The 16455-nt window shown below is 68.8% G+C and carries 17 protein-coding genes; 13 read left to right on the top strand and 4 right to left on the bottom strand.

What is annotated here, in order from left to right; translation table 11 throughout:
- Nucleotides 1-86 precede the first annotated feature (86 nt).
- Nucleotides 87-725: a YhgE/Pip family protein gene (locus AC4FS1_RS06300; RefSeq protein ID WP_491155656.1), complete on the top strand. Its 639-nt coding sequence runs from the start codon at nt 87-89 to the stop codon at nt 723-725.
- A gap of 87 nt (nt 726-812) precedes the next feature.
- The gene (locus tag AC4FS1_RS06295; protein WP_491153429.1) at nt 813-1019 is read left to right on the top strand and encodes a hypothetical protein; all 207 of its coding nucleotides are present in this window, start codon (nt 813-815) and stop codon (nt 1017-1019) included.
- Between the two features lie 87 nt (nt 1020-1106).
- Here AC4FS1_RS06295 and gadC read toward each other — a convergent pair whose 3' ends face one another.
- The 3 genes from gadC to AC4FS1_RS06280 all read right to left on the bottom strand — a co-directional run bounded on the left by gadC (nt 1107) and on the right by AC4FS1_RS06280 (nt 5094).
- Nucleotides 1107-2708 (bottom strand): glutamate/gamma-aminobutyrate antiporter GadC, encoded by a 1602-nt coding sequence (gene gadC / locus AC4FS1_RS06290; RefSeq protein ID WP_491153427.1) that lies wholly within the window; start codon nt 2706-2708, stop codon nt 1107-1109.
- 9 nt (nt 2709-2717) lie between these two features.
- The gene (gene gad / locus AC4FS1_RS06285; protein WP_491153425.1) at nt 2718-4094 is read right to left on the bottom strand and encodes a glutamate decarboxylase; all 1377 of its coding nucleotides are present in this window, start codon (nt 4092-4094) and stop codon (nt 2718-2720) included.
- Between the two features lie 445 nt (nt 4095-4539).
- Entirely contained in the window at nt 4540-5094 is a 555-nt protein-coding gene (locus tag AC4FS1_RS06280; protein WP_491153424.1) for a DUF6578 domain-containing protein, read from the bottom strand.
- 35 nt (nt 5095-5129) lie between these two features.
- Between AC4FS1_RS06280 and AC4FS1_RS06275 the strand changes: the two genes are divergently transcribed.
- The 4 genes from AC4FS1_RS06275 to AC4FS1_RS06260 all read left to right on the top strand — a co-directional run bounded on the left by AC4FS1_RS06275 (nt 5130) and on the right by AC4FS1_RS06260 (nt 9578).
- A complete protein-coding gene (locus AC4FS1_RS06275; RefSeq protein ID WP_491153422.1) occupies nt 5130-5894 on the top strand; it encodes an SDR family NAD(P)-dependent oxidoreductase in 765 nt (254 codons plus the stop codon).
- Nucleotides 5895-6339: 445 nt separating this feature from the next.
- Nucleotides 6340-7317: a 4-hydroxy-tetrahydrodipicolinate synthase gene (gene dapA / locus AC4FS1_RS06270; RefSeq protein WP_491153420.1), complete on the top strand. Its 978-nt coding sequence runs from the start codon at nt 6340-6342 to the stop codon at nt 7315-7317.
- Between the two features lie 90 nt (nt 7318-7407).
- On the top strand, nt 7408-9084 hold the full coding sequence (locus AC4FS1_RS06265) for a ribonuclease J (protein ID WP_491153418.1): 1677 nt from the start codon (nt 7408-7410) through the stop codon (nt 9082-9084).
- Between the two features lie 2 nt (nt 9085-9086).
- A complete protein-coding gene (locus tag AC4FS1_RS06260; protein WP_491153416.1) occupies nt 9087-9578 on the top strand; it encodes a GNAT family N-acetyltransferase in 492 nt (163 codons plus the stop codon).
- A 14-nt stretch (nt 9579-9592) separates the two neighbouring features.
- On the opposite strand, the gene AC4FS1_RS06255 is transcribed toward AC4FS1_RS06260, so the two are convergent.
- Nucleotides 9593-9790, bottom strand: a complete 198-nt coding sequence (locus AC4FS1_RS06255) for a hypothetical protein (protein ID WP_491153415.1) — start codon at nt 9788-9790, stop codon at nt 9593-9595.
- A gap of 84 nt (nt 9791-9874) precedes the next feature.
- Between AC4FS1_RS06255 and AC4FS1_RS06250 the strand changes: the two genes are divergently transcribed.
- The 7 genes from AC4FS1_RS06250 to AC4FS1_RS06220 all read left to right on the top strand — a co-directional run bounded on the left by AC4FS1_RS06250 (nt 9875) and on the right by AC4FS1_RS06220 (nt 16440).
- A complete protein-coding gene (locus AC4FS1_RS06250; RefSeq protein WP_491153413.1) occupies nt 9875-12577 on the top strand; it encodes an FtsK/SpoIIIE family DNA translocase in 2703 nt (900 codons plus the stop codon).
- Nucleotides 12577-13164, top strand: coding sequence for a CDP-diacylglycerol--glycerol-3-phosphate 3-phosphatidyltransferase (gene pgsA / locus AC4FS1_RS06245; protein WP_491153411.1), 588 nt, complete (start codon nt 12577-12579; stop codon nt 13162-13164). The genes AC4FS1_RS06250 and pgsA overlap by 1 nt, the downstream gene beginning before the upstream one ends.
- The gene (locus tag AC4FS1_RS06240; protein ID WP_491153409.1) at nt 13161-13688 is read left to right on the top strand and encodes a CinA family protein; all 528 of its coding nucleotides are present in this window, start codon (nt 13161-13163) and stop codon (nt 13686-13688) included. The genes pgsA and AC4FS1_RS06240 overlap by 4 nt, the downstream gene beginning before the upstream one ends.
- 157 nt (nt 13689-13845) lie before the next feature.
- On the top strand, nt 13846-14154 hold the full coding sequence (locus tag AC4FS1_RS06235) for a helix-turn-helix domain-containing protein (RefSeq protein WP_491153406.1): 309 nt from the start codon (nt 13846-13848) through the stop codon (nt 14152-14154).
- A gap of 4 nt (nt 14155-14158) precedes the next feature.
- Nucleotides 14159-14383 carry a DUF3046 domain-containing protein gene (locus AC4FS1_RS06230; RefSeq protein WP_491153404.1) on the top strand — a complete coding sequence of 75 codons (225 nt, stop codon included), beginning with the start codon at nt 14159-14161 and terminating at the stop codon, nt 14381-14383.
- A 317-nt stretch (nt 14384-14700) separates the two neighbouring features.
- Entirely contained in the window at nt 14701-15747 is a 1047-nt protein-coding gene (gene recA, locus AC4FS1_RS06225) for a recombinase RecA (protein ID WP_491153402.1), read from the top strand.
- 57 nt (nt 15748-15804) lie between these two features.
- The gene (locus AC4FS1_RS06220) at nt 15805-16440 is read left to right on the top strand and encodes a regulatory protein RecX (protein WP_491153400.1); all 636 of its coding nucleotides are present in this window, start codon (nt 15805-15807) and stop codon (nt 16438-16440) included.
- The last annotated feature ends 15 nt before the right edge of the window (nt 16441-16455 follow it).

The raw sequence follows: 16455 nt of genomic DNA, 5'->3' as shown, positions 1-16455 counted from the left end.
GGCTGCAGGACGGCGCCGGACAGGTGCCCGACGCCGATGAGGCGACGCGCGAAAAGCAGAGCGCCACGTTGGCCGAGCCGGTCCGCATCGAGACCACATCGCTCGCCACCGCGCAGAATTACGGCGCGGGGCTGGCGCCGTTCTTCGCCGCGCTGGCGGCGTGGATCGGGATCTACGCGCTGTTCCTCATCGTCAAGCCGGTCTCGCGTCGGGCGGTGAGCGCCATGGAGGTGCCGGTGCGCGTGACGATCGCCGGATGGGCCACCCCGGCCCTGCTCGGAGCGGTGCAGATGGTCGGGCTTTTCGCCGTGCTTGCGCTGGCCCTGCAGTTCAGATTCGCCAACCCGGCGGCCGTGCTGGGGCTGCTCGTGTTCGCTTCGGCCTCGTACACCTGGATCATCCTGGCGTTGAACATCTGGCTGGGGGCGGTGGGTCAGTTCCTCGGGCTCGTGCTCATGGTTCTTCAGCTCGTGACCGCGGGGGGCACGTTCCCCTGGCAGACGCTGCCCGCGCCGCTGGCGGCGCTGCACGAGGTGCTGCCGATGGGCTTCATCGTCGACGCGTTGCGCCAGGTCATGTACGGCGGCGATCTTTCCCGTGTCTGGACCGACATGGGGGTGGTGCTCTGCTGGGCGCTCGTTGCAGCCATCGTGGCGGCGGCGGGGGTCACTCGGATGACCCGCTTCTTCACACTGGGCGACCTGCAACCCAGCATCATCCAGTAACGGTCCGGCCCATCGATGGCCGAGAAGAACGGGGATGATGCGCGGGTTTACCCCCCTTCCAGCTCCCTCGCCACACACCCACCGGCTGTGGCGAGCCAGCCGGGCATCGCCGTGGTATGCCGGCTCCTCAGCGTCGTGCCCGGGGTGGCGACCGCCTTCGCGGGCGTGCTGTCGTCGGCGTGGCGTTCGGAAGCCGGGCGCACCCACCATGCCTTCGCTGAGGATCGAGAGCCACGTCGCCTCGAGCACCGACGGATCGCCCTGCCCGGTGCTCTCAAGCGGTCCGCGTCGTGAACCGGGGCTCATCACGCGGGCGTGCGCAGCGGGTGACCCTGGGGCGCCTTCGTGACGACCACGACGGGCTCGCTGATTCCGAGTTCTCTAATCCGGCGTCCGGCGGCTCGACTTGTTCGTACCCCGCGCGGATCCCGTCGTCGGCGGGCGCGCCGCCGAGGCGGCGGCGGGTCCTGACTCCGAGTTGCCTTGGGCGTCATCCTCGTCGTGGGTGCCGTGCTTGGTCTTGTCGGCTTCGCTGCGGCGGTCCCATCCAGGTCGGCGGAGGGCGTAGAAGACGAGCGGCGGAGCGCCGAGCACCACGATGACCAGACCCACGATCCACGGGTACACGGCGGGTGGGAATGCCGTGAATCCATCAGGGGGGATGAAGGCGAGCAGGAACGCGGCGAGGCACCCGACGAATCCGACACCGGCCACGAGGTTCATCGCCGGTACGCGGTAGGTGCGCTTCACGTCGGGTTCCTTGCGGCGCAGGACGATCGCGGCGGCGAACATCAGCATGTACATGATGAGGTAGATCGCAGCGGCCATGTCGACGAGAGCGACGAACGCGGCGCTGACGTTGGGCACGACGACGAAGATCGCCGCGAGGATCGTCACGATGGTGCCCTGCAGCATGAGGATGCCGGACTGGACCCCCGCCTTGTTGCGCTTCTGCAGCGCCGGCGGCAGCAGCCCGGTCTCGGCCGCGGCGAGCAGACCCTTCGACGGACCGGCGATCCACGTGATGACAGATGCGAGCGCGCCAGCCGCGATGAGCGCGGACACCACCGCGGTTCCCCATCCGAGATCCCACTTGTCGAAGTAGGCCTGGAAGGCGAGCATGATGCCGTTGGTGAGCCCCAGCTCCTTCTCCGGCACGGCGATCGAGATGGCGATCGTCGGCAGGATGAACACCAGAAGGATCAGGATCGAGGCCAGCAGCACCGACCGCGGGTACCCCTTGCCGGGATCCTTCATCTGGTTCACGTGGACGGCGTTCACCTCCATGCCCGCGTACGCCAGCACGTTGGAGACGATCAGCACGATGGAGGCGATGCCGGTGAACGGCGGGATGATCGCCGAGGCGTCCAGCGGCACCTCGCTCTTCTGGCCGGTGCCGAGCCAGATGAAGCCGAACACGATGAGCAGCACGGCCGGCAGGAGCGTGCCGAGGATGCCGCCCCACGAGCCGAGCTTGGCGAAGAGGTTGCCGCCGCGCAGCGTGATGAGCGTCGACCCCCAGTACAGCACCAGGATCACGATCGCGGTGAAGAGCCCTGAGTTCGCCAGCGACGGGTCGACGAACACGAACGCCAGCGCCGCGGCGATGAACGCGATCTGCGTCGGGTACCAGACGACATTCTGGATCCACTGGAGCCAGACCGCCGTGAACCCCCAGCGGTTGCCGAAGGCCTCGCGGACCCAGACGTAGACACCGCCTTTCCACCCTGTGGCCAGCTCGGCGGCCACGAGCGCGGTCGGGATGAGGAAGAGGACGGCGGGGATGATGTAGAGGGTGACGCTCCCGAGCCCGTACACGGCCATCGCGGGGAGGGAACGCAGGCTCGCCACGACCACGAGCGTCAGCAGTGCGAGCTGGCCGACTCCCAGGAAGCTCGTGACGACTTTGCGGGACGTGAGCGGATGATTGGACGCGGCCTTCGCGGCAGCATCCGCTGTCTGATTCGATGCGTTGGTCGACATCTCCGCCGCCTAGTGGTGGAAACCGGAGTGTTGGGCTTCGACGGGCATGGGCGATTCGAGTGCATCGAGGTAGGCGGTCTCGGTCTCGATGCTCTCGAGCAGTTCGGCGGCCAAGTCCATGCTCAGACCATTGCGGACCACGATGCGCTGCACCGTCAGATCGCTCAGGTCATCGGGCATGGGATACGCCGGCACGAGCCAGCCCTTCATCCGCAGTCGATCCTGCAGGTGGTAGAGATTCCAGTTCTTGGTGTGCCCGTCTTTCAGGTACCACGCGAAGACGGGGATGTCGCTGCCGTCGTTCCACAGCTCGAAGGCGCCGATCTTGGCGATACCTTTGGCGAGGTACTTCGCGACGTCCTGCGACGCTTGCTGCACGGCGCGGTACCCCTCGAACCCGAGGCGGAGGAACATGTAGTACTGCAGCAGCACCTGTGCGCCGGGGCGGGAGAAGTTCAGGGCGAACGTCGGCATCTGCCCGCCGAGGTAACTCACCTGGAACACCAGGTCCTCGGGCAGCCACTGCGTGTTGCGCCAGACCACCCAGCCCAAGCCTGGGTACACCAAGCCGTACTTGTGGCCCGAGGTGCTGATTGAGTGCACGCGTTCGAGGCGGAAGTCCCAGACGAGGTCGGGCTGGAGGAACGGCGCGATCATCGCCCCGGATGCCCCGTCCACGTGGATCGGGATGTCGAGGCCGGTCTTGGCCTCGATGTCATCCAGCGCCTTGGCGATCTCGGCGACCGGCTCGTACATGCCGGTGTAGGTGACCCCCAGGATGGCCACGACGCCAATCGTGTTCTCGTCGACGTACTTCTCGAGGTCGTACCCGTCGAGGGTCTTGTGGTCCATGCTGATCGGCACGAACCGGGGTTCGACGTCGAAGTAGTTGCAGAACTTCTCCCAGCACACCTGCACCGCGGATGACATCACCAGGTTCGGCTTGGACGTGTCCTTCCCGGCGACGCGGCGTGACTGCTGCCAGCGCCGCTTGAAGGCGAGGCCGCCGAGCATGCAGGCCTCCGACGAACCGATCGTCGACGTGCCGATGCTCTGGGAGGCGTCGGGCGCGTTCCAGAGGTTCGCCAGCATGTGCCAGCAGTTGTCCTCGATAGCCGCGGTCTGCGGGTATTCGTCCTTGTCGATCATGTTCTTGTCGAACGACGCCTCGTACACCTGCTTGGCGTCTTCGTCCATCCACGTCCCCACGAAGGTGGCGAGGTTGAGGCGGGAGTTGCCGTCGAGCATCGTCTCGTCGTCGACGATCTGCTTTGCGGTGTCGGGGAGGGACTCCTCCTGGGGGATGACGTGGCGGGCGGCGATGGTCGCCTCACCGGGCCGCGCGAACCTCGGAGTCAGATCACCGCTGGCCTGGAATGCGTTCATGACATCTCCTGTCTAGCTCCCGAGCGGCCACAAGTAGGTGGTCGTCACAGGTGCGACGGCCGACGAGGGGTCCGCGGTCGTGCACCCGTGGCGAGCGTACGTCGGGGGCACGCGGCCGGACCAGGGTCGTTCGTCCCCCCCGACGGATGGCCCGTCGGAGCGGCGGCGCGCGTGGAGAATGCCGCGCAGACGGGCGGAACCAGCGGCGGGTCGCGCCGAGCAGCAGCGATTGTTGTGGGTCGTTCGCCCCTGGCGATGCGGTCTTGGCCGGACGTACCGAGGCCCCCAACGGGAGACGAACGAGCACCCATCGGAGACGGTCCCATGTGCGCAGGCGCGAGGGACACCACCCGCGACCACTACTTCGGTCGAAACCTCGACCTGGAGTTCTCGTACAACGAGACGGTGACCGAAGGGATCGGGTGACGCTCGGGCCGCTGCCCGGTCACGCGCGGTCAGCCTCGAGGTCGACGAGCCATCCGGCCGTCGATCGCAGACGGCGCTCCGGGGGCGGGTCCGGCAGAGGGTTCCTGGTGGGTATGACGGCTCCGCCCTCTGGGCCGGGCAGACGCACGCCCTCGACCGGATGAAGGGTCGCGCTGTCCGGAACGGGTTCGCGGACGACCACGTACCGCGACGGGCGTGTACCGATGAAGATCCCGTCGCCAACCTGTCGCCGAGTTTCCGGCCACTCCTCGCCCGCTCGTGGGGCGACGGCATCGGGGGGCGCGCCGTGCCCCGGACGGCGCAGCTCGCGGCGTTCCACGTATCCGATCGCGACTGCGTGCACGGCCGTGACCACCCCGCGCACCCGGTCGGGGAACTCCTCCTCGTGGTGCGACTCGACCGCGTCGACGGTTGCGGCGAGGTCGGATCCGAGGAGCTCGTGAAGCCACGCATCGCCCGCGCGGGAGGCGATGCCGAAGTCGACGGCGTCGCCCACGCGGAAGGGCTCCCCGCAGCATCCCCATTCCCATCCGGTCAGCCACACGCGCGTCATGGCGCCAGACTAACGGCGGTCCTAGGCTGGCCGTGATGGCACGTACGGCACTGATCACGGGAGCGAGCTCCGGCCTGGGCGCCGAGTACGCGCGACAGCTGGCCGCGCGGGGGATGGATCTCGTGCTGGTCGCCCGCGACCGCAACGCGCTGGAGGCACTCGCCACCTCCGTCCGCGACGCGCACGGGGTTTCGGCCCGGGTGCTGGTCGCCGACCTTCTCGACGCCGAGCAGCGCGACACGGTGGTCGCGCGCCTGTCCGATGGGCAGCATCCGATCGACCTGCTCGTGAACAACGCCGGCTACGGCCTGCCGCTGGCGTTCGAGCGGAACCCGATCGAGGACGAGGTGAGGCATCTTCAGTTGCACGTCGAGGTGCCGATGCGGCTCATGCACGCGGCGCTGCCCGGCATGCTCGCGCGGGGAAGCGGCAAGATCCTCAACCTCGCGTCCGTCGCGGGGCTGATCCCGCGGGGCACCTACGGCGCCGTGAAGGGGTGGCTCGTCAGCTTCAGCCGGTGGGCGAACGTGCAGTACCGCGACCGGGGTGTGACCGTGACGGCCGTTTGCCCCGGCTTCGTGCACACCAACTTCCACGAGCGGCTCGGATTGCCGCCGGGCGAGGAGGGGATCGCGGACTGGATGTGGCTGGACGCGCCGGACGTCGTCCGCGAGTCGCTCCGAGACCTCGGCCGGGGCAGGTCGGTCTCCATCCCGTCCCGCAGATACAAGGCGCTCGTCACCGCCTCCCGTCTCCTGCCCGACGCCGTGGTGGTCAAGGCCGCCGGTCGGGGCCGCTGACGCGGCATCCCCCTCCGACCCTCCCGATGCCTGTGCGCTGGCGGAGGAGATGTCGCGTGGGGAGGGGGTGAGTGCTGGATTCGGCCCTCCCGAGTGCACTTCTCCTCCCGACGTGCCCGTGAGCGCGCCCGCTATCGGCGGCCAGCGTCCGGCGCGGGCGTTTGGGGAGGAGATGTCGCTTGGGGAGGGGGTGAGTGCCGGATTCGGCCCTCCCGAGTGCACTTCTCCTCCCGACGTGCACGCCCCGCCCCGCGCCGGCGCGCCCGCTGCGCCCGCCCGCCCCGCCCCGCGCCGGCGCCCGCCCGCCCCGCCCGCCGCGCCCGCCCGCCCCGCCAGGCGCCGGCGCCCGCTGCGCCCGCCGGCCTCGGGCGACAGAACCCCCTGCGAACGCCTGGGCGCCAGGATGCGGCGGCGACGACGCCGCGCCGACCGATACCCTGAGAACATGACGCATTCGGGCAATCCGTTCGGGCAGGTGCTCGTCGCGCTCGTCACCCCCATGACGGCCGACGGCGAGGTCGACTGGCCCGCCGTCGAGAAGCACATCGACGATGTCATCGTCGCCGGTGCCGACGGCATCGTCGTCACGGGCACCACCGGCGAGACCAGCACCCTCACCGACCCCGAGAAACTGCGCCTCGTCGAGGTGGGCAAGGATGTCGCGGCCGGCCGCGCCAAGATCATCACCGGCGGCGGATCCAACGAGACCGCGCACGCCATCGAGCTCTACAAGGCGAGCGAGAAGGCCGGCGCCGACGGCATCATGATCGTGACGCCGTACTACAACAAGCCCACACAGGCGGGCATCCTCACGCACTTCCGTCTCGTCGCCGACGCTACCGACCTGCCGGTCATCCTCTATGACATTCCCGGCCGCACCGGTGTACCCATCAGGTACGAAACGATCCTCCGGATCGCGAAGCACCCCAACGTCCTCGCCATCAAGGACGCCAAGGGCGACTTCAGTGAGGTCAGCCGCGTTCTCAACCAGACCGACCTGATGTACTTCTCCGGCGATGACGCCAACGTGCTGCCGCACCTCGCGATCGGAGCGAGCGGGCTCATCGGAGTCACCGCGAACATCGCCGCCGCGCCGTACCGCACGATCGTGGATGCGGTGAACCGCGGCGACCTCGCCGCTGCCACCGCCGCGCACAAGCGCCTCGAACCCCTCGTCCGCGCCGTCATGACCCACGTGCCCGGGACGGTGGCGGCGAAGTACATCCTGCACGGCCTCGGACGCATCACGAGTCCCCGCGTTCGCCTGCCACTGGTCGGGCCCGAGGAGTGGGAGGCCGCGATCATCGAGGACGAACTCGCCCTCGTCCGCGACGTCCCCGGCGCGGACTTCTCCAACTTCCGCCCCGACCGGAACGCCGCGGCCGGTGGCGCGCTGCCGAAGGTGCACGGCACCACCCGATGACATGGGCTCGCGCCGCGCGAGTCGACAAAGAAAGAGGTTCGCGCCACGCGAGCCGCAATAGCGATGCAACCGCATCCGAGGAGGCAACACATGCCCACGACGGTCTATGACCCGCCCGCGCTCGCACCCCGCACCCTTCGAGTCACGCCGCTGGGCGGGCTCGGAGAGGTCGGCCGCAATATGACGGTATTCGAGTACGAGGGCAAGCTCCTCATCGTCGACTGCGGCGTGCTCTTCCCCGAAGAGCACCAGCCGGGCGTCGACCTGATCCTTCCCGACTTCGAGCCGATCAAGCACCGTCTGGACGACATCGTCGCGGTCGTGCTCACCCACGGTCACGAAGACCACATCGGTGCGGTTCCCTATCTGCTTCGGCTCAAGAGCGACATCCCGCTCCTCGGCTCGGGTCTGACTCTCGCCCTCCTCGAGGCCAAGCTCAAAGAGCATCGCATCAAGCCGTACACGCTCACCGTCGCCGAGGGGCAGCGGGAGAAGGTCGGTCCGTTCGATCTCGAGTTCGTCGCGGTCAACCACTCCATCCCCGACGCGCTCGCCGTCGCGATCCGCACCCCCGCGGGCATGGCCCTGGCCACGGGCGACTTCAAGATGGACCAGCTGCCGCTGGACGGCCGCATCACCGACCTGCGCGCCTTCGCTCGTCTGGGCGAGGAGGGCGTCGACCTGTTCCTCGTCGACTCCACCAACGCCGATGTGCCCGGGTTCACTCCGACCGAGCGCAGCATCGGCCCGGTCCTCGAGCAGGTCATCGGTTCGGCCCCCCGCCGGGTCATCGTGGCAAGCTTCTCCAGCCACGTGCACCGGGTGCAGCAGGTTCTGGATGCTGCCGCCGCTCATGGGCGCCGCGTCGCGCTTCTCGGCCGCAGCATGGTGCGCAACATGACGATCGCCGAAGAGCTCGGCTATCTGCACGTGCCCGAGGGCGTGCTGATCGACTACAAGAAGGCACGCGACCTCCCCGAAGACCGCATCGTGTACATGTCGACCGGGTCGCAGGGCGAGCCGATGGCGGTCCTGTCGCGCATGGCCAACAACGACCACGAGATCGAGCCGGGTGTGGGTGACACGGTCATCCTCGCGTCCAGCCTGATCCCGGGTAACGAGAACGCGGTCTACCGCGTGATCGACGGGCTGACCAAGCTCGGGGCGACGGTCGTGCACAAGGGCAACGCCAAGGTGCACGTGTCCGGCCACGCCGCCGCCGGGGAGCTCCTGTACTGCTACAACATCATCAAGCCCGCGAACGTGCTCCCGGTGCACGGCGAGTACCGCCACCTGATGGCCAATGCGCGCCTCGCGCAGGACACCGGCATCCCCGCCGAGCGCACGATCCTGGGTGAGAACGGCACCGTCGTCGACCTTCGCGACGGCCTCGCCGAGGTCGTCGGACAACTCGACATCGGGTTCGTCTACGTCGACGGCTCATCCGTCGGCGAGATCACCGAAGCGGATCTCAAGGACCGCCGCATCCTCGGTGAGGAGGGCTTCATCTCGGTCATCGTCGTCATCGACTCCGCGACCGGCAAGATCATCACCGGACCGGAGATCCACGCGCGTGGCTTCGCCGAAGACGCCGGAGTGTTCGAGAGCGTCAAGCCGAAGATCGCCGCCGCGCTCGCCGAGGCAGCCCAGTCGGGCACGCGCGACAGTCACGCGATGTCGCAGGTGGTGCGCCGGACGATCGGTCGCTGGGTGAACCAGCGGCTGCGTCGCCGCCCGATGATCGTGCCGCTGGTGATCGAGGCGTAACCATGCCGGCGCTCCCGGTTCGCCCGGCCCGTCAATCCGATGGGACGTTCCTCGCCGACATGGTGGTGGAAGCGGCGAACTGGCGCGCGGGCGGCGATCGGCCACGCCATGAGGTGCTGGCCGGAGCCGACTACCAGCGATACCTGGCCGGGTGGATGCGGCCGGGTGACGCGGGCATGGTCGCCGAGTCGCCGGCCGGTGAGGCCGTCGGGGCCGCGTGGTACCGGATGTTCCCGCGCACAGAACCCGGTTTCGGTTATGTCGGCACGGGCGTGCCGGAACTGATCATCGGCGTGCGACCCATCTGGCGATCCCACGGCGTCGGCCGGCTGCTCCTCCACACTCTGTGCGACGAGGCGCGTGCGCAGGGGTTCGGCCGCATCAGCCTCAGCGTCGAGCGGGGCAATTTCGCCGTGACGCTGTATCGCTCGGAGGGGTTCGCGGTCACGAACGCCGGGATGGGGCGCGACACGATGGTCAAGCGGCTCCGCTGAGTTCCGTCGGGTCGTCAGCTCATGGCCCCGACCTCCCGGCACGACGCGTACCCGAGAGAACAGAGTTCGCCGACGTCGTGGAGCGCGGCCACAGGAACGGCGTCCCGCACCGAGAGGGCCGGCATCCACGCGGGCGCCGTCACCCAAGCAGCCAGGACTCCCACGACGACGAGGGTGACGACGACGACGGTGAGGACCGATCGGGTGCGCACGCGATCACTCTAGGGTGAAGCGGCTCCGCTGAGAGACCCGCGTCAATCCGGGGAAACGTCGGCCCCCCGGCCTACCGTGGGAGTATGCCCCGCAGCACCACGACGACCGGCGCCCGCGCGTCCGCAAAGGGTGGCGCGCGCAAACCTGCCCCCGCACCCAAACGTTACGTCGGCGAACCCGAGAAGCCCGCCGTCCTCGTTCGCGCATGGCTCGCGCTCGCCCACGCTGTCGGAGGGGTTTTCCGTGCGTTCGGGCCGGAGACCCTCGAGAAGGATCAGCGGCGCGACGGGTTCCCGTTCCTGCTCGTCCTCCTCGCCGCTGCCGGCGCGGTGGTGGAGTGGTTCCTCATCGGCACCGACGTCGCGGCACTCATCAGCGCGTACAGCGTCGGCGGTCTGATCGGCCGCGAGGCATTCGTCTTCCCCGTGCTGTTGCTGCTGCTGGCCGGCTGGCTCTTCCGCCACCCCTCTTCCGTGCACGACAACGGCCGCATCGGCATCGGTTTCGCGCTTTTCCTCGTGACGGTCGCCGGCTTCTGCCACGTTCTCGGCGATCGGCCGCAGCCGAGCGAGGGCCTTCCGGTCCTCAGTCTCGCGGGCGGGTTGTTCGGCTGGATGGCGGGGGAGCCCCTCGCGATGCTGCTCACACCGGTCGGTGCCGGCATCGTGCTCGCGCTCGTCGCGGTGCTCAGCATCCTGATCCTCACGAAGACGCCGCCCAATCGCATCGGCCGCCGTCTGGGCGACCTCTACGACTGGCTGTTCGGCGCCGATCCTGCCGAGCGGGCCGCGCGCGCCGAGCGTGCGGAGACACGGCGCGCGGATGAGGCGTCCTCCGGCGACGGCGACGACGGGGATGACGCCGACCCGGCGCTTCCGTGGTGGCGACGCAACCGGACGGGCCGAGAGCAGGAGGTCGACGGGGGCCTGGGATCGCAGGACCTGACCCAGCTCTTGACGCCCGGCACGGTCGAGGGCGGCTTCGAGCAGGTCTTCCCGACGGCCCCCACCCCGACCCCTCCGCCCCCGCCGCGCCCGCCGACGCCCGACGCCCTCACCGAGGTGCTCGACCCGGCCGCGCTTGCCGCTGCCCTGCCCGGCGGAGGAACGTCGCTGCGCGACGACGCTCCCGATGATCTGACCGCGGAGCTGCCCGGCATCTCCGGACTGGGCGGTGACGGTCAGGGGCTCCCGCCGGCAGCGAACTACCGGCTGCCGTCGGTCGCCGCTCTCGCGGCCGGATCGCCGCACAAGGACCGGTCGCCGGCGAACGACGCGGTCGTCGCGGCTGTGGAGAGCGTGCTGTCGCAGTTCAACGTCGACGCGCGCGTCACGGGGTTCTCTCGAGGGCCGACCGTCACGCAGTACGAGATCTCGCTCGGCCCGGGTGTGAAGGTCGAGCGCATCACGGCGCTCACCAACAACATCGCCTATGCCGTCGCATCCAACGAGGTGCGCATCCTCGCCCCGATCCCCGGCAAGAGCGCGATCGGCGTCGAGATCCCCAACACCGACCGCGAGATCGTCACGCTGGGTGACGTCCTGCGCTCTCCGGTGGCCGCGGCATCCACGCACCCCATGACCATCGGTGTCGGCAAGGACGTCGGCGGCGGCTATGTGGTGGCGAACCTCGCGAAGATGCCCCACCTGCTCGTGGCCGGTTCCACCGGCTCCGGCAAGTCGAGCTTCGTGAACTCGATGATCACGAGCCTGCTCATGCGCGCCAAGCCGTCGGAAGTGCGGATGGTGCTGGTCGACCCCAAGCGCGTGGAACTCACCGCCTACGCCGGCGTGCCGCACCTCATCACGCCGATCATCACGAACCCCAAGAAGGCCGCCGAGGCGCTCCAGTGGGTCGTGAAGGAGATGGACATGCGGTACGACGACCTCGCGTCGTTCGGATTCCGCCACATCGACGACTTCAACAAGGCCGTGGTGGCGGGGGAGTTGCAGCTCCCCGCCGGCAGCGAGCGTGTCCTCAAGCCGTATCCGTACCTCCTGGTCGTTGTGGATGAGCTCGCGGACCTCATGATGGTCGCCCCGCGCGACGTCGAAGACTCCATCGTGCGCATCACGCAGCTGGCCCGCGCGAGCGGCATCCACCTCGTGCTCGCCACCCAGCGACCATCGGTCGACGTGGTGACCGGACTCATCAAGGCCAACGTGCCGTCGCGTCTCGCGTTCGCCGTGACGAGCGTCACCGACTCCCGCGTCATCCTCGACCAGCCCGGTGCTGACCGCCTCATCGGACAGGGCGACGCGCTGTTCCTGCCGATGGGCGCCAACAAGTCGCTGCGCGTGCAGGGCGCGTGGGTGAGTGAAGCCGAGATCGAGAAGGTCGTCGCCCACGTCACCCAGCAGGCCCGGCCGGAGTACCGCTCCGACGTCGCCGCCGCCGCGGAGCGGAAGGAGATCGACGCCGATATCGGGGACGACCTCGAGCTTCTCCTGGCCGCGGCGGAACTGGTGGTCTCGACGCAGTTCGGCTCGACATCCATGCTGCAGCGGAAGCTCCGCGTGGGCTTCGCCAAGGCCGGGCGCCTCATGGACCTCCTGGAGTCCCGCGAGATCGTCGGCCCGTCGGAAGGCTCCAAGGCCCGCGACGTGCTCGTGACCGCAGAGCAGCTGCCCTCGGTGATGGCACGGCTGCGCGGTGAGGATGCTCCGGAGCCGGCAGCATCCGACCGTTACGCGTCCGACCCGATCGAGGCCCAGTTCGACGGCCTTCCGGTCGTGGACGCGGACGACGACGACGGCGACGCGTGGCAGTTGACGGGTCGCGATTGATGGCCGTTCCTCGGCAGTTGCCGAACGTCATCACGATCGTGCGCATCCTGTGCGCGCCGGTCTTCCTGTGGATGCTGCTGGCCGACGACGGCGCGGACGGGCCGCTGCGCTGGTGGGCCGCGGTGCTGTTCATCGTCGCGATCGCGACCGACGGCATCGACGGCTACCTGGCGCGCCGGTACGAGATCGTCACAGATCTCGGGAAGCTGCTCGACCCGATCGCCGACAAGGTGCTGACGGGCGTGGCGTTCGTGGGTCTGTCGATCCTCGGTGAGCTGCCGTGGTGGATCACGATCATCGTGCTCGTGCGCGAGATCGGCATCACCGTGTACCGCTTCCTGGTCGTGAGCGACCACGTGCTCGCCGCCGCATGGATGGGCAAGCTGAAGACGGTGGCTCAGGCCCTCGCGCTGTCGCTGGCCCTTCTGCCGCTGGCGTCGCTCATCGACGATCCGACCTGGCAGGGCGCGGTCTGGTGGGTCAACGTCGTCACCATGACGATCGCCGTACTGCTCACCATCGCGAGCGGAATCGACTATCTCGTCAGTGAGTTGCGGGCCGCGCGGTCGCGTAAAGTCGCGCCATGATGGACGAGCTCCCCGCAGAACTCGAGCAGACCCTGGCAAGCAACCCTCGCGAAAGCGCCGCGAGGCTGATCGAGCGGCTGGCGGAGCTGGGGTGGACCGTCGCGGTCGCTGAATCGCTGACCGGCGGGCTGGTCGTCTCCTCGCTCGTTGCGGTACCAGGAGCCTCCCGCGTCGTCCGCGGGGGAGTGGTGGCCTACGCGACCGACATCAAGCGCAGCGTCCTCGGGGTGGATGAAGCTCTCCTCGACGCGCACGGGCCGGTGCATCCGAGCGTGGCGCGTCAGATGGCGAGAGGGGTACGCGAAGTGCTGGGCCACAACGGCCGAGCGGCCGAGGTGGGCATCGCCACGACCGGCATCGCCGGCCCCGACTCGCCCGACGGGCAGCCGGTCGGAACGGTGCACGTTGCCGTGTCGACCCCACTGGGCACTCGAGTGGACTCGCTCGTCCTCAGCGGAGACCGCGACGCGATCCGCAAGGAGGCCGCTCGCATCGCGGTCCGCCGCGCGATACTCGCCCTGTGAGGGCACTCGCCGCGCGCGGGAATAGGGCGTGTTTCTGCGCCGTTACATTCGGCGATTCCCATCCATTCCCCAGCGCAAGGGATTAGATTGCCAGCATGCGGTGTTGTACCGTGGTGCACCCGGCAGAAAGCGGAGTCAACGTGAGGAGGGGCTTGAAATGATCCTGGTACGTCAAGAGATCGGCGAAGTCCTGCGCGAACTCCGTCAGGAGAAGGGTCGTACCCTGCGGCAGGTGGCGAGCCGCGCAAGCGTCGCGCTCGGTTACCTCAGCGAGGTGGAGCGCGGCCAGAAGGAAGCCTCCAGCGAGATCCTCGCCTCGGTGGCGGAGGCGCTCGACGTGCCGATCTCCACGATCATGCGCGAGGTGGGCGACCGCATCTCCGTCCTGGAAGGCCTGCAGCCGTTCCCCGACGTGGTTCCCGACGACCTGGTCGCTTCGGTGGAGCCCGAGCTGTCGCTGCGCTGACACGGTGCGCAGGTCTGAGTTCGATCGGGCGGTGTCCGATGAGTTCGGCGCTCGCGGATCCTCGCTGGTGACCGATCTGGTGCTGTCCGCCGTCGGTGGGCGCACGGCCGCCGAGGCACTCGATGCGGGGATCCCTCCGCGCGACGTGTGGCTGGCTCTGTGCGAGGAGACCGACGTGCCGCCATCGCGTCGCTACGGCGCCGGCCGCCTCGAACCCCGCCGGCGCTGAGCCGACGTCGCGCCCAGGGCTCGCCCCGGCTCGCGGCTGCTCGACGCGACCCCGGCAGGGCACGCATATATCCGGGCGGGTGAGCCGTCCTCGCGGCGTGTCATCGAAGAAGTGTTCGAACGGCGCGTAGGCTCCTGCACAGAAGGTGTCGAGGACGCGTTTGTCCCCGCGACCACGGGAATCCTCCGCGATGTCGGAGGCCCCGTCTAGCGTGAACAACGTCGAACGACACCACACGCCTTGTCGCAGCATCCACCCGCCGGGCTGGAGCGCGACAGCCTACAGGCGACGGACACGCGCAGCAGAAGGAGCACGCCATGCCATCACCCGCCGACCGCGAAAAGGCCCTCGACTCGGCCCTCGCACAGATCGACCGGCAGTTCGGAAAGGGCTCGGTCATGCGGCTGGGCAGCGACGAGCGTGCGCCCGTCGCCGTCATTCCGACCGGATCGATCGCCCTCGATGTGGCCCTTGGCGTGGGGGGACTCCCGCGCGGCCGCATCATCGAGATCTACGGTCCGGAGTCGTCGGGTAAGACGACCCTGACCCTGCACGCCATCGCGAACGTCCAGCGTCAGGGCGGCATCGCCGCATTCATCGACGCCGAGCACGCGCTCGACCCGGAGTACGCCAAGAAGCTCGGCGTCGACATCGACTCGCTGCTGGTGTCGCAGCCCGACACCGGTGAGCAGGCGCTGGAAATCGCCGACATGCTCATCCGGTCGGGGGCGATCGACCTCGTCGTCATCGACTCGGTCGCCGCGCTCGTCCCTCGTGCCGAGATCGAAGGTGAGATGGGTGACTCCCACGTCGGCCTGCAGGCCCGTCTGATGTCGCAGGCACTTCGCAAGCTCACCGGTGGGCTGAACACCACGAACACCACGATGATCTTCATCAACCAGCTGCGCGAGAAGATCGGCGTGTTCTTCGGTTCGCCCGAGACCACCGCCGGCGGAAAGGCGCTGAAGTTCTACGCCTCCGTGCGCTTGGACATCCGCCGCATCGAGACGCTCAAGGACGGCTCCGACGCTGTCGGAAACCGCACGCGCGTGAAGGTCGTGAAGAACAAGATGGCCCCGCCGTTCAAGCAGGCGGAGTTCGACATCCTGTACGGCACGGGTATCTCCCGCGAGGGCAGCCTGATCGACTTCGGTGTCGAGCACACCATCGTCAAGAAGTCCGGCGCGTGGTACACCTACGACGGCGAGCAGCTCGGTCAGGGCAAGGAGAACGCGCGCAACTTCCTCCTGAAGAACCCCGACATCGCCGCCGACATCGAGACCAAGATCAAGGACAAGCTCGGGATCGGTGCGCCGCGCACAACGTCGGTCGAAGACGAGCTGGCCGCGCGCCGCCCTGCCTGATGTTTCGACGTCGCTCAACAACCGTGTTTCGGCGTCGCTCAACAACCGGGGTGAGCTATGAGTAACGGGGGCGAGGGCGAGCGCCTCGCCCCCGTAACCCCCTTGTTCGCCGGCGCGGCAGACGCGCCGGCCTGGCACCCCGCGTGGACCGTCGAGGCAGAAGAAGCGCTCGGCACCGACGTCGTTCCGACCGGAACCTCGGCATCGGATGCGGTGGCCGACGCCGAAAGCGCGCTCCTGCGCCGTCTCCGGGCGCGGCAGCTGTCTGTCTCGGAGGCGCGGTCCTTCCTCCGCGAAAGGGATCTCGGACCCGGCGAGGCGGATGCGCTCGTCGCCGAGTTCGTTCGTCTCGGCTATCTCGATGACACGATGCTCGCCGAGCAGCTGATCCATGCCGCGACCGAGCGCAAAGGGCAGGGAAGGCGCGCGATCGCGCAGACGCTGTCGGGTCGCGGGGTTCCGCGCGCCGTCACCGACGCGGTCCTCGCCGAACTCCCCGACGACGATGCGGAGCGGGCGCTGCAATTCGCTCGGACCAAAGCGCGCCAGCTGAGCCGCTACGACGATGACACGGCGCTCCGCCGGCTGATGGGTCAGCTCTCCCGTCGGGGGTACCCCGGGTCGGTCGCTGCGACGGCGGCGCGCGCGGCGCTGGCGGAGAACCGGTCGAGCGGCGGCGTGCACTTCCGCTGATTTCCGGCGTGACGC

The sequence above is a fragment of the Microbacterium sp. Z12_35 genome (genome assembly GCF_058310475.1).
Note: the sequence above shows the minus strand (reverse complement) of the source record. Positions and strands in the feature narration are given on the sequence as shown.

Coding starts and splice junctions, on each gene's coding strand:
- gadC (WP_491153427.1), bottom strand. CDS start 2,708: ATGTCGACCAACGCATCGAATCAGACAGCGGATGCTGCCGCGAAGGCC.
- gad (WP_491153425.1), bottom strand. CDS start 4,094: ATGAACGCATTCCAGGCCAGCGGTGATCTGACTCCGAGGTTCGCGCGG.
- AC4FS1_RS06280 (WP_491153424.1), bottom strand. CDS start 5,094: ATGACGCGCGTGTGGCTGACCGGATGGGAATGGGGATGCTGCGGGGAG.
- AC4FS1_RS06275 (WP_491153422.1), top strand. CDS start 5,130: ATGGCACGTACGGCACTGATCACGGGAGCGAGCTCCGGCCTGGGCGCC.
- dapA (WP_491153420.1), top strand. CDS start 6,340: ATGACGCATTCGGGCAATCCGTTCGGGCAGGTGCTCGTCGCGCTCGTC.
- AC4FS1_RS06265 (WP_491153418.1), top strand. CDS start 7,408: ATGCCCACGACGGTCTATGACCCGCCCGCGCTCGCACCCCGCACCCTT.
- AC4FS1_RS06260 (WP_491153416.1), top strand. CDS start 9,087: ATGCCGGCGCTCCCGGTTCGCCCGGCCCGTCAATCCGATGGGACGTTC.
- AC4FS1_RS06250 (WP_491153413.1), top strand. CDS start 9,875: ATGCCCCGCAGCACCACGACGACCGGCGCCCGCGCGTCCGCAAAGGGT.
- pgsA (WP_491153411.1), top strand. CDS start 12,577: ATGGCCGTTCCTCGGCAGTTGCCGAACGTCATCACGATCGTGCGCATC.
- AC4FS1_RS06240 (WP_491153409.1), top strand. CDS start 13,161: ATGATGGACGAGCTCCCCGCAGAACTCGAGCAGACCCTGGCAAGCAAC.
- AC4FS1_RS06235 (WP_491153406.1), top strand. CDS start 13,846: ATGATCCTGGTACGTCAAGAGATCGGCGAAGTCCTGCGCGAACTCCGT.
- recA (WP_491153402.1), top strand. CDS start 14,701: ATGCCATCACCCGCCGACCGCGAAAAGGCCCTCGACTCGGCCCTCGCA.
- AC4FS1_RS06220 (WP_491153400.1), top strand. CDS start 15,805: ATGAGTAACGGGGGCGAGGGCGAGCGCCTCGCCCCCGTAACCCCCTTG.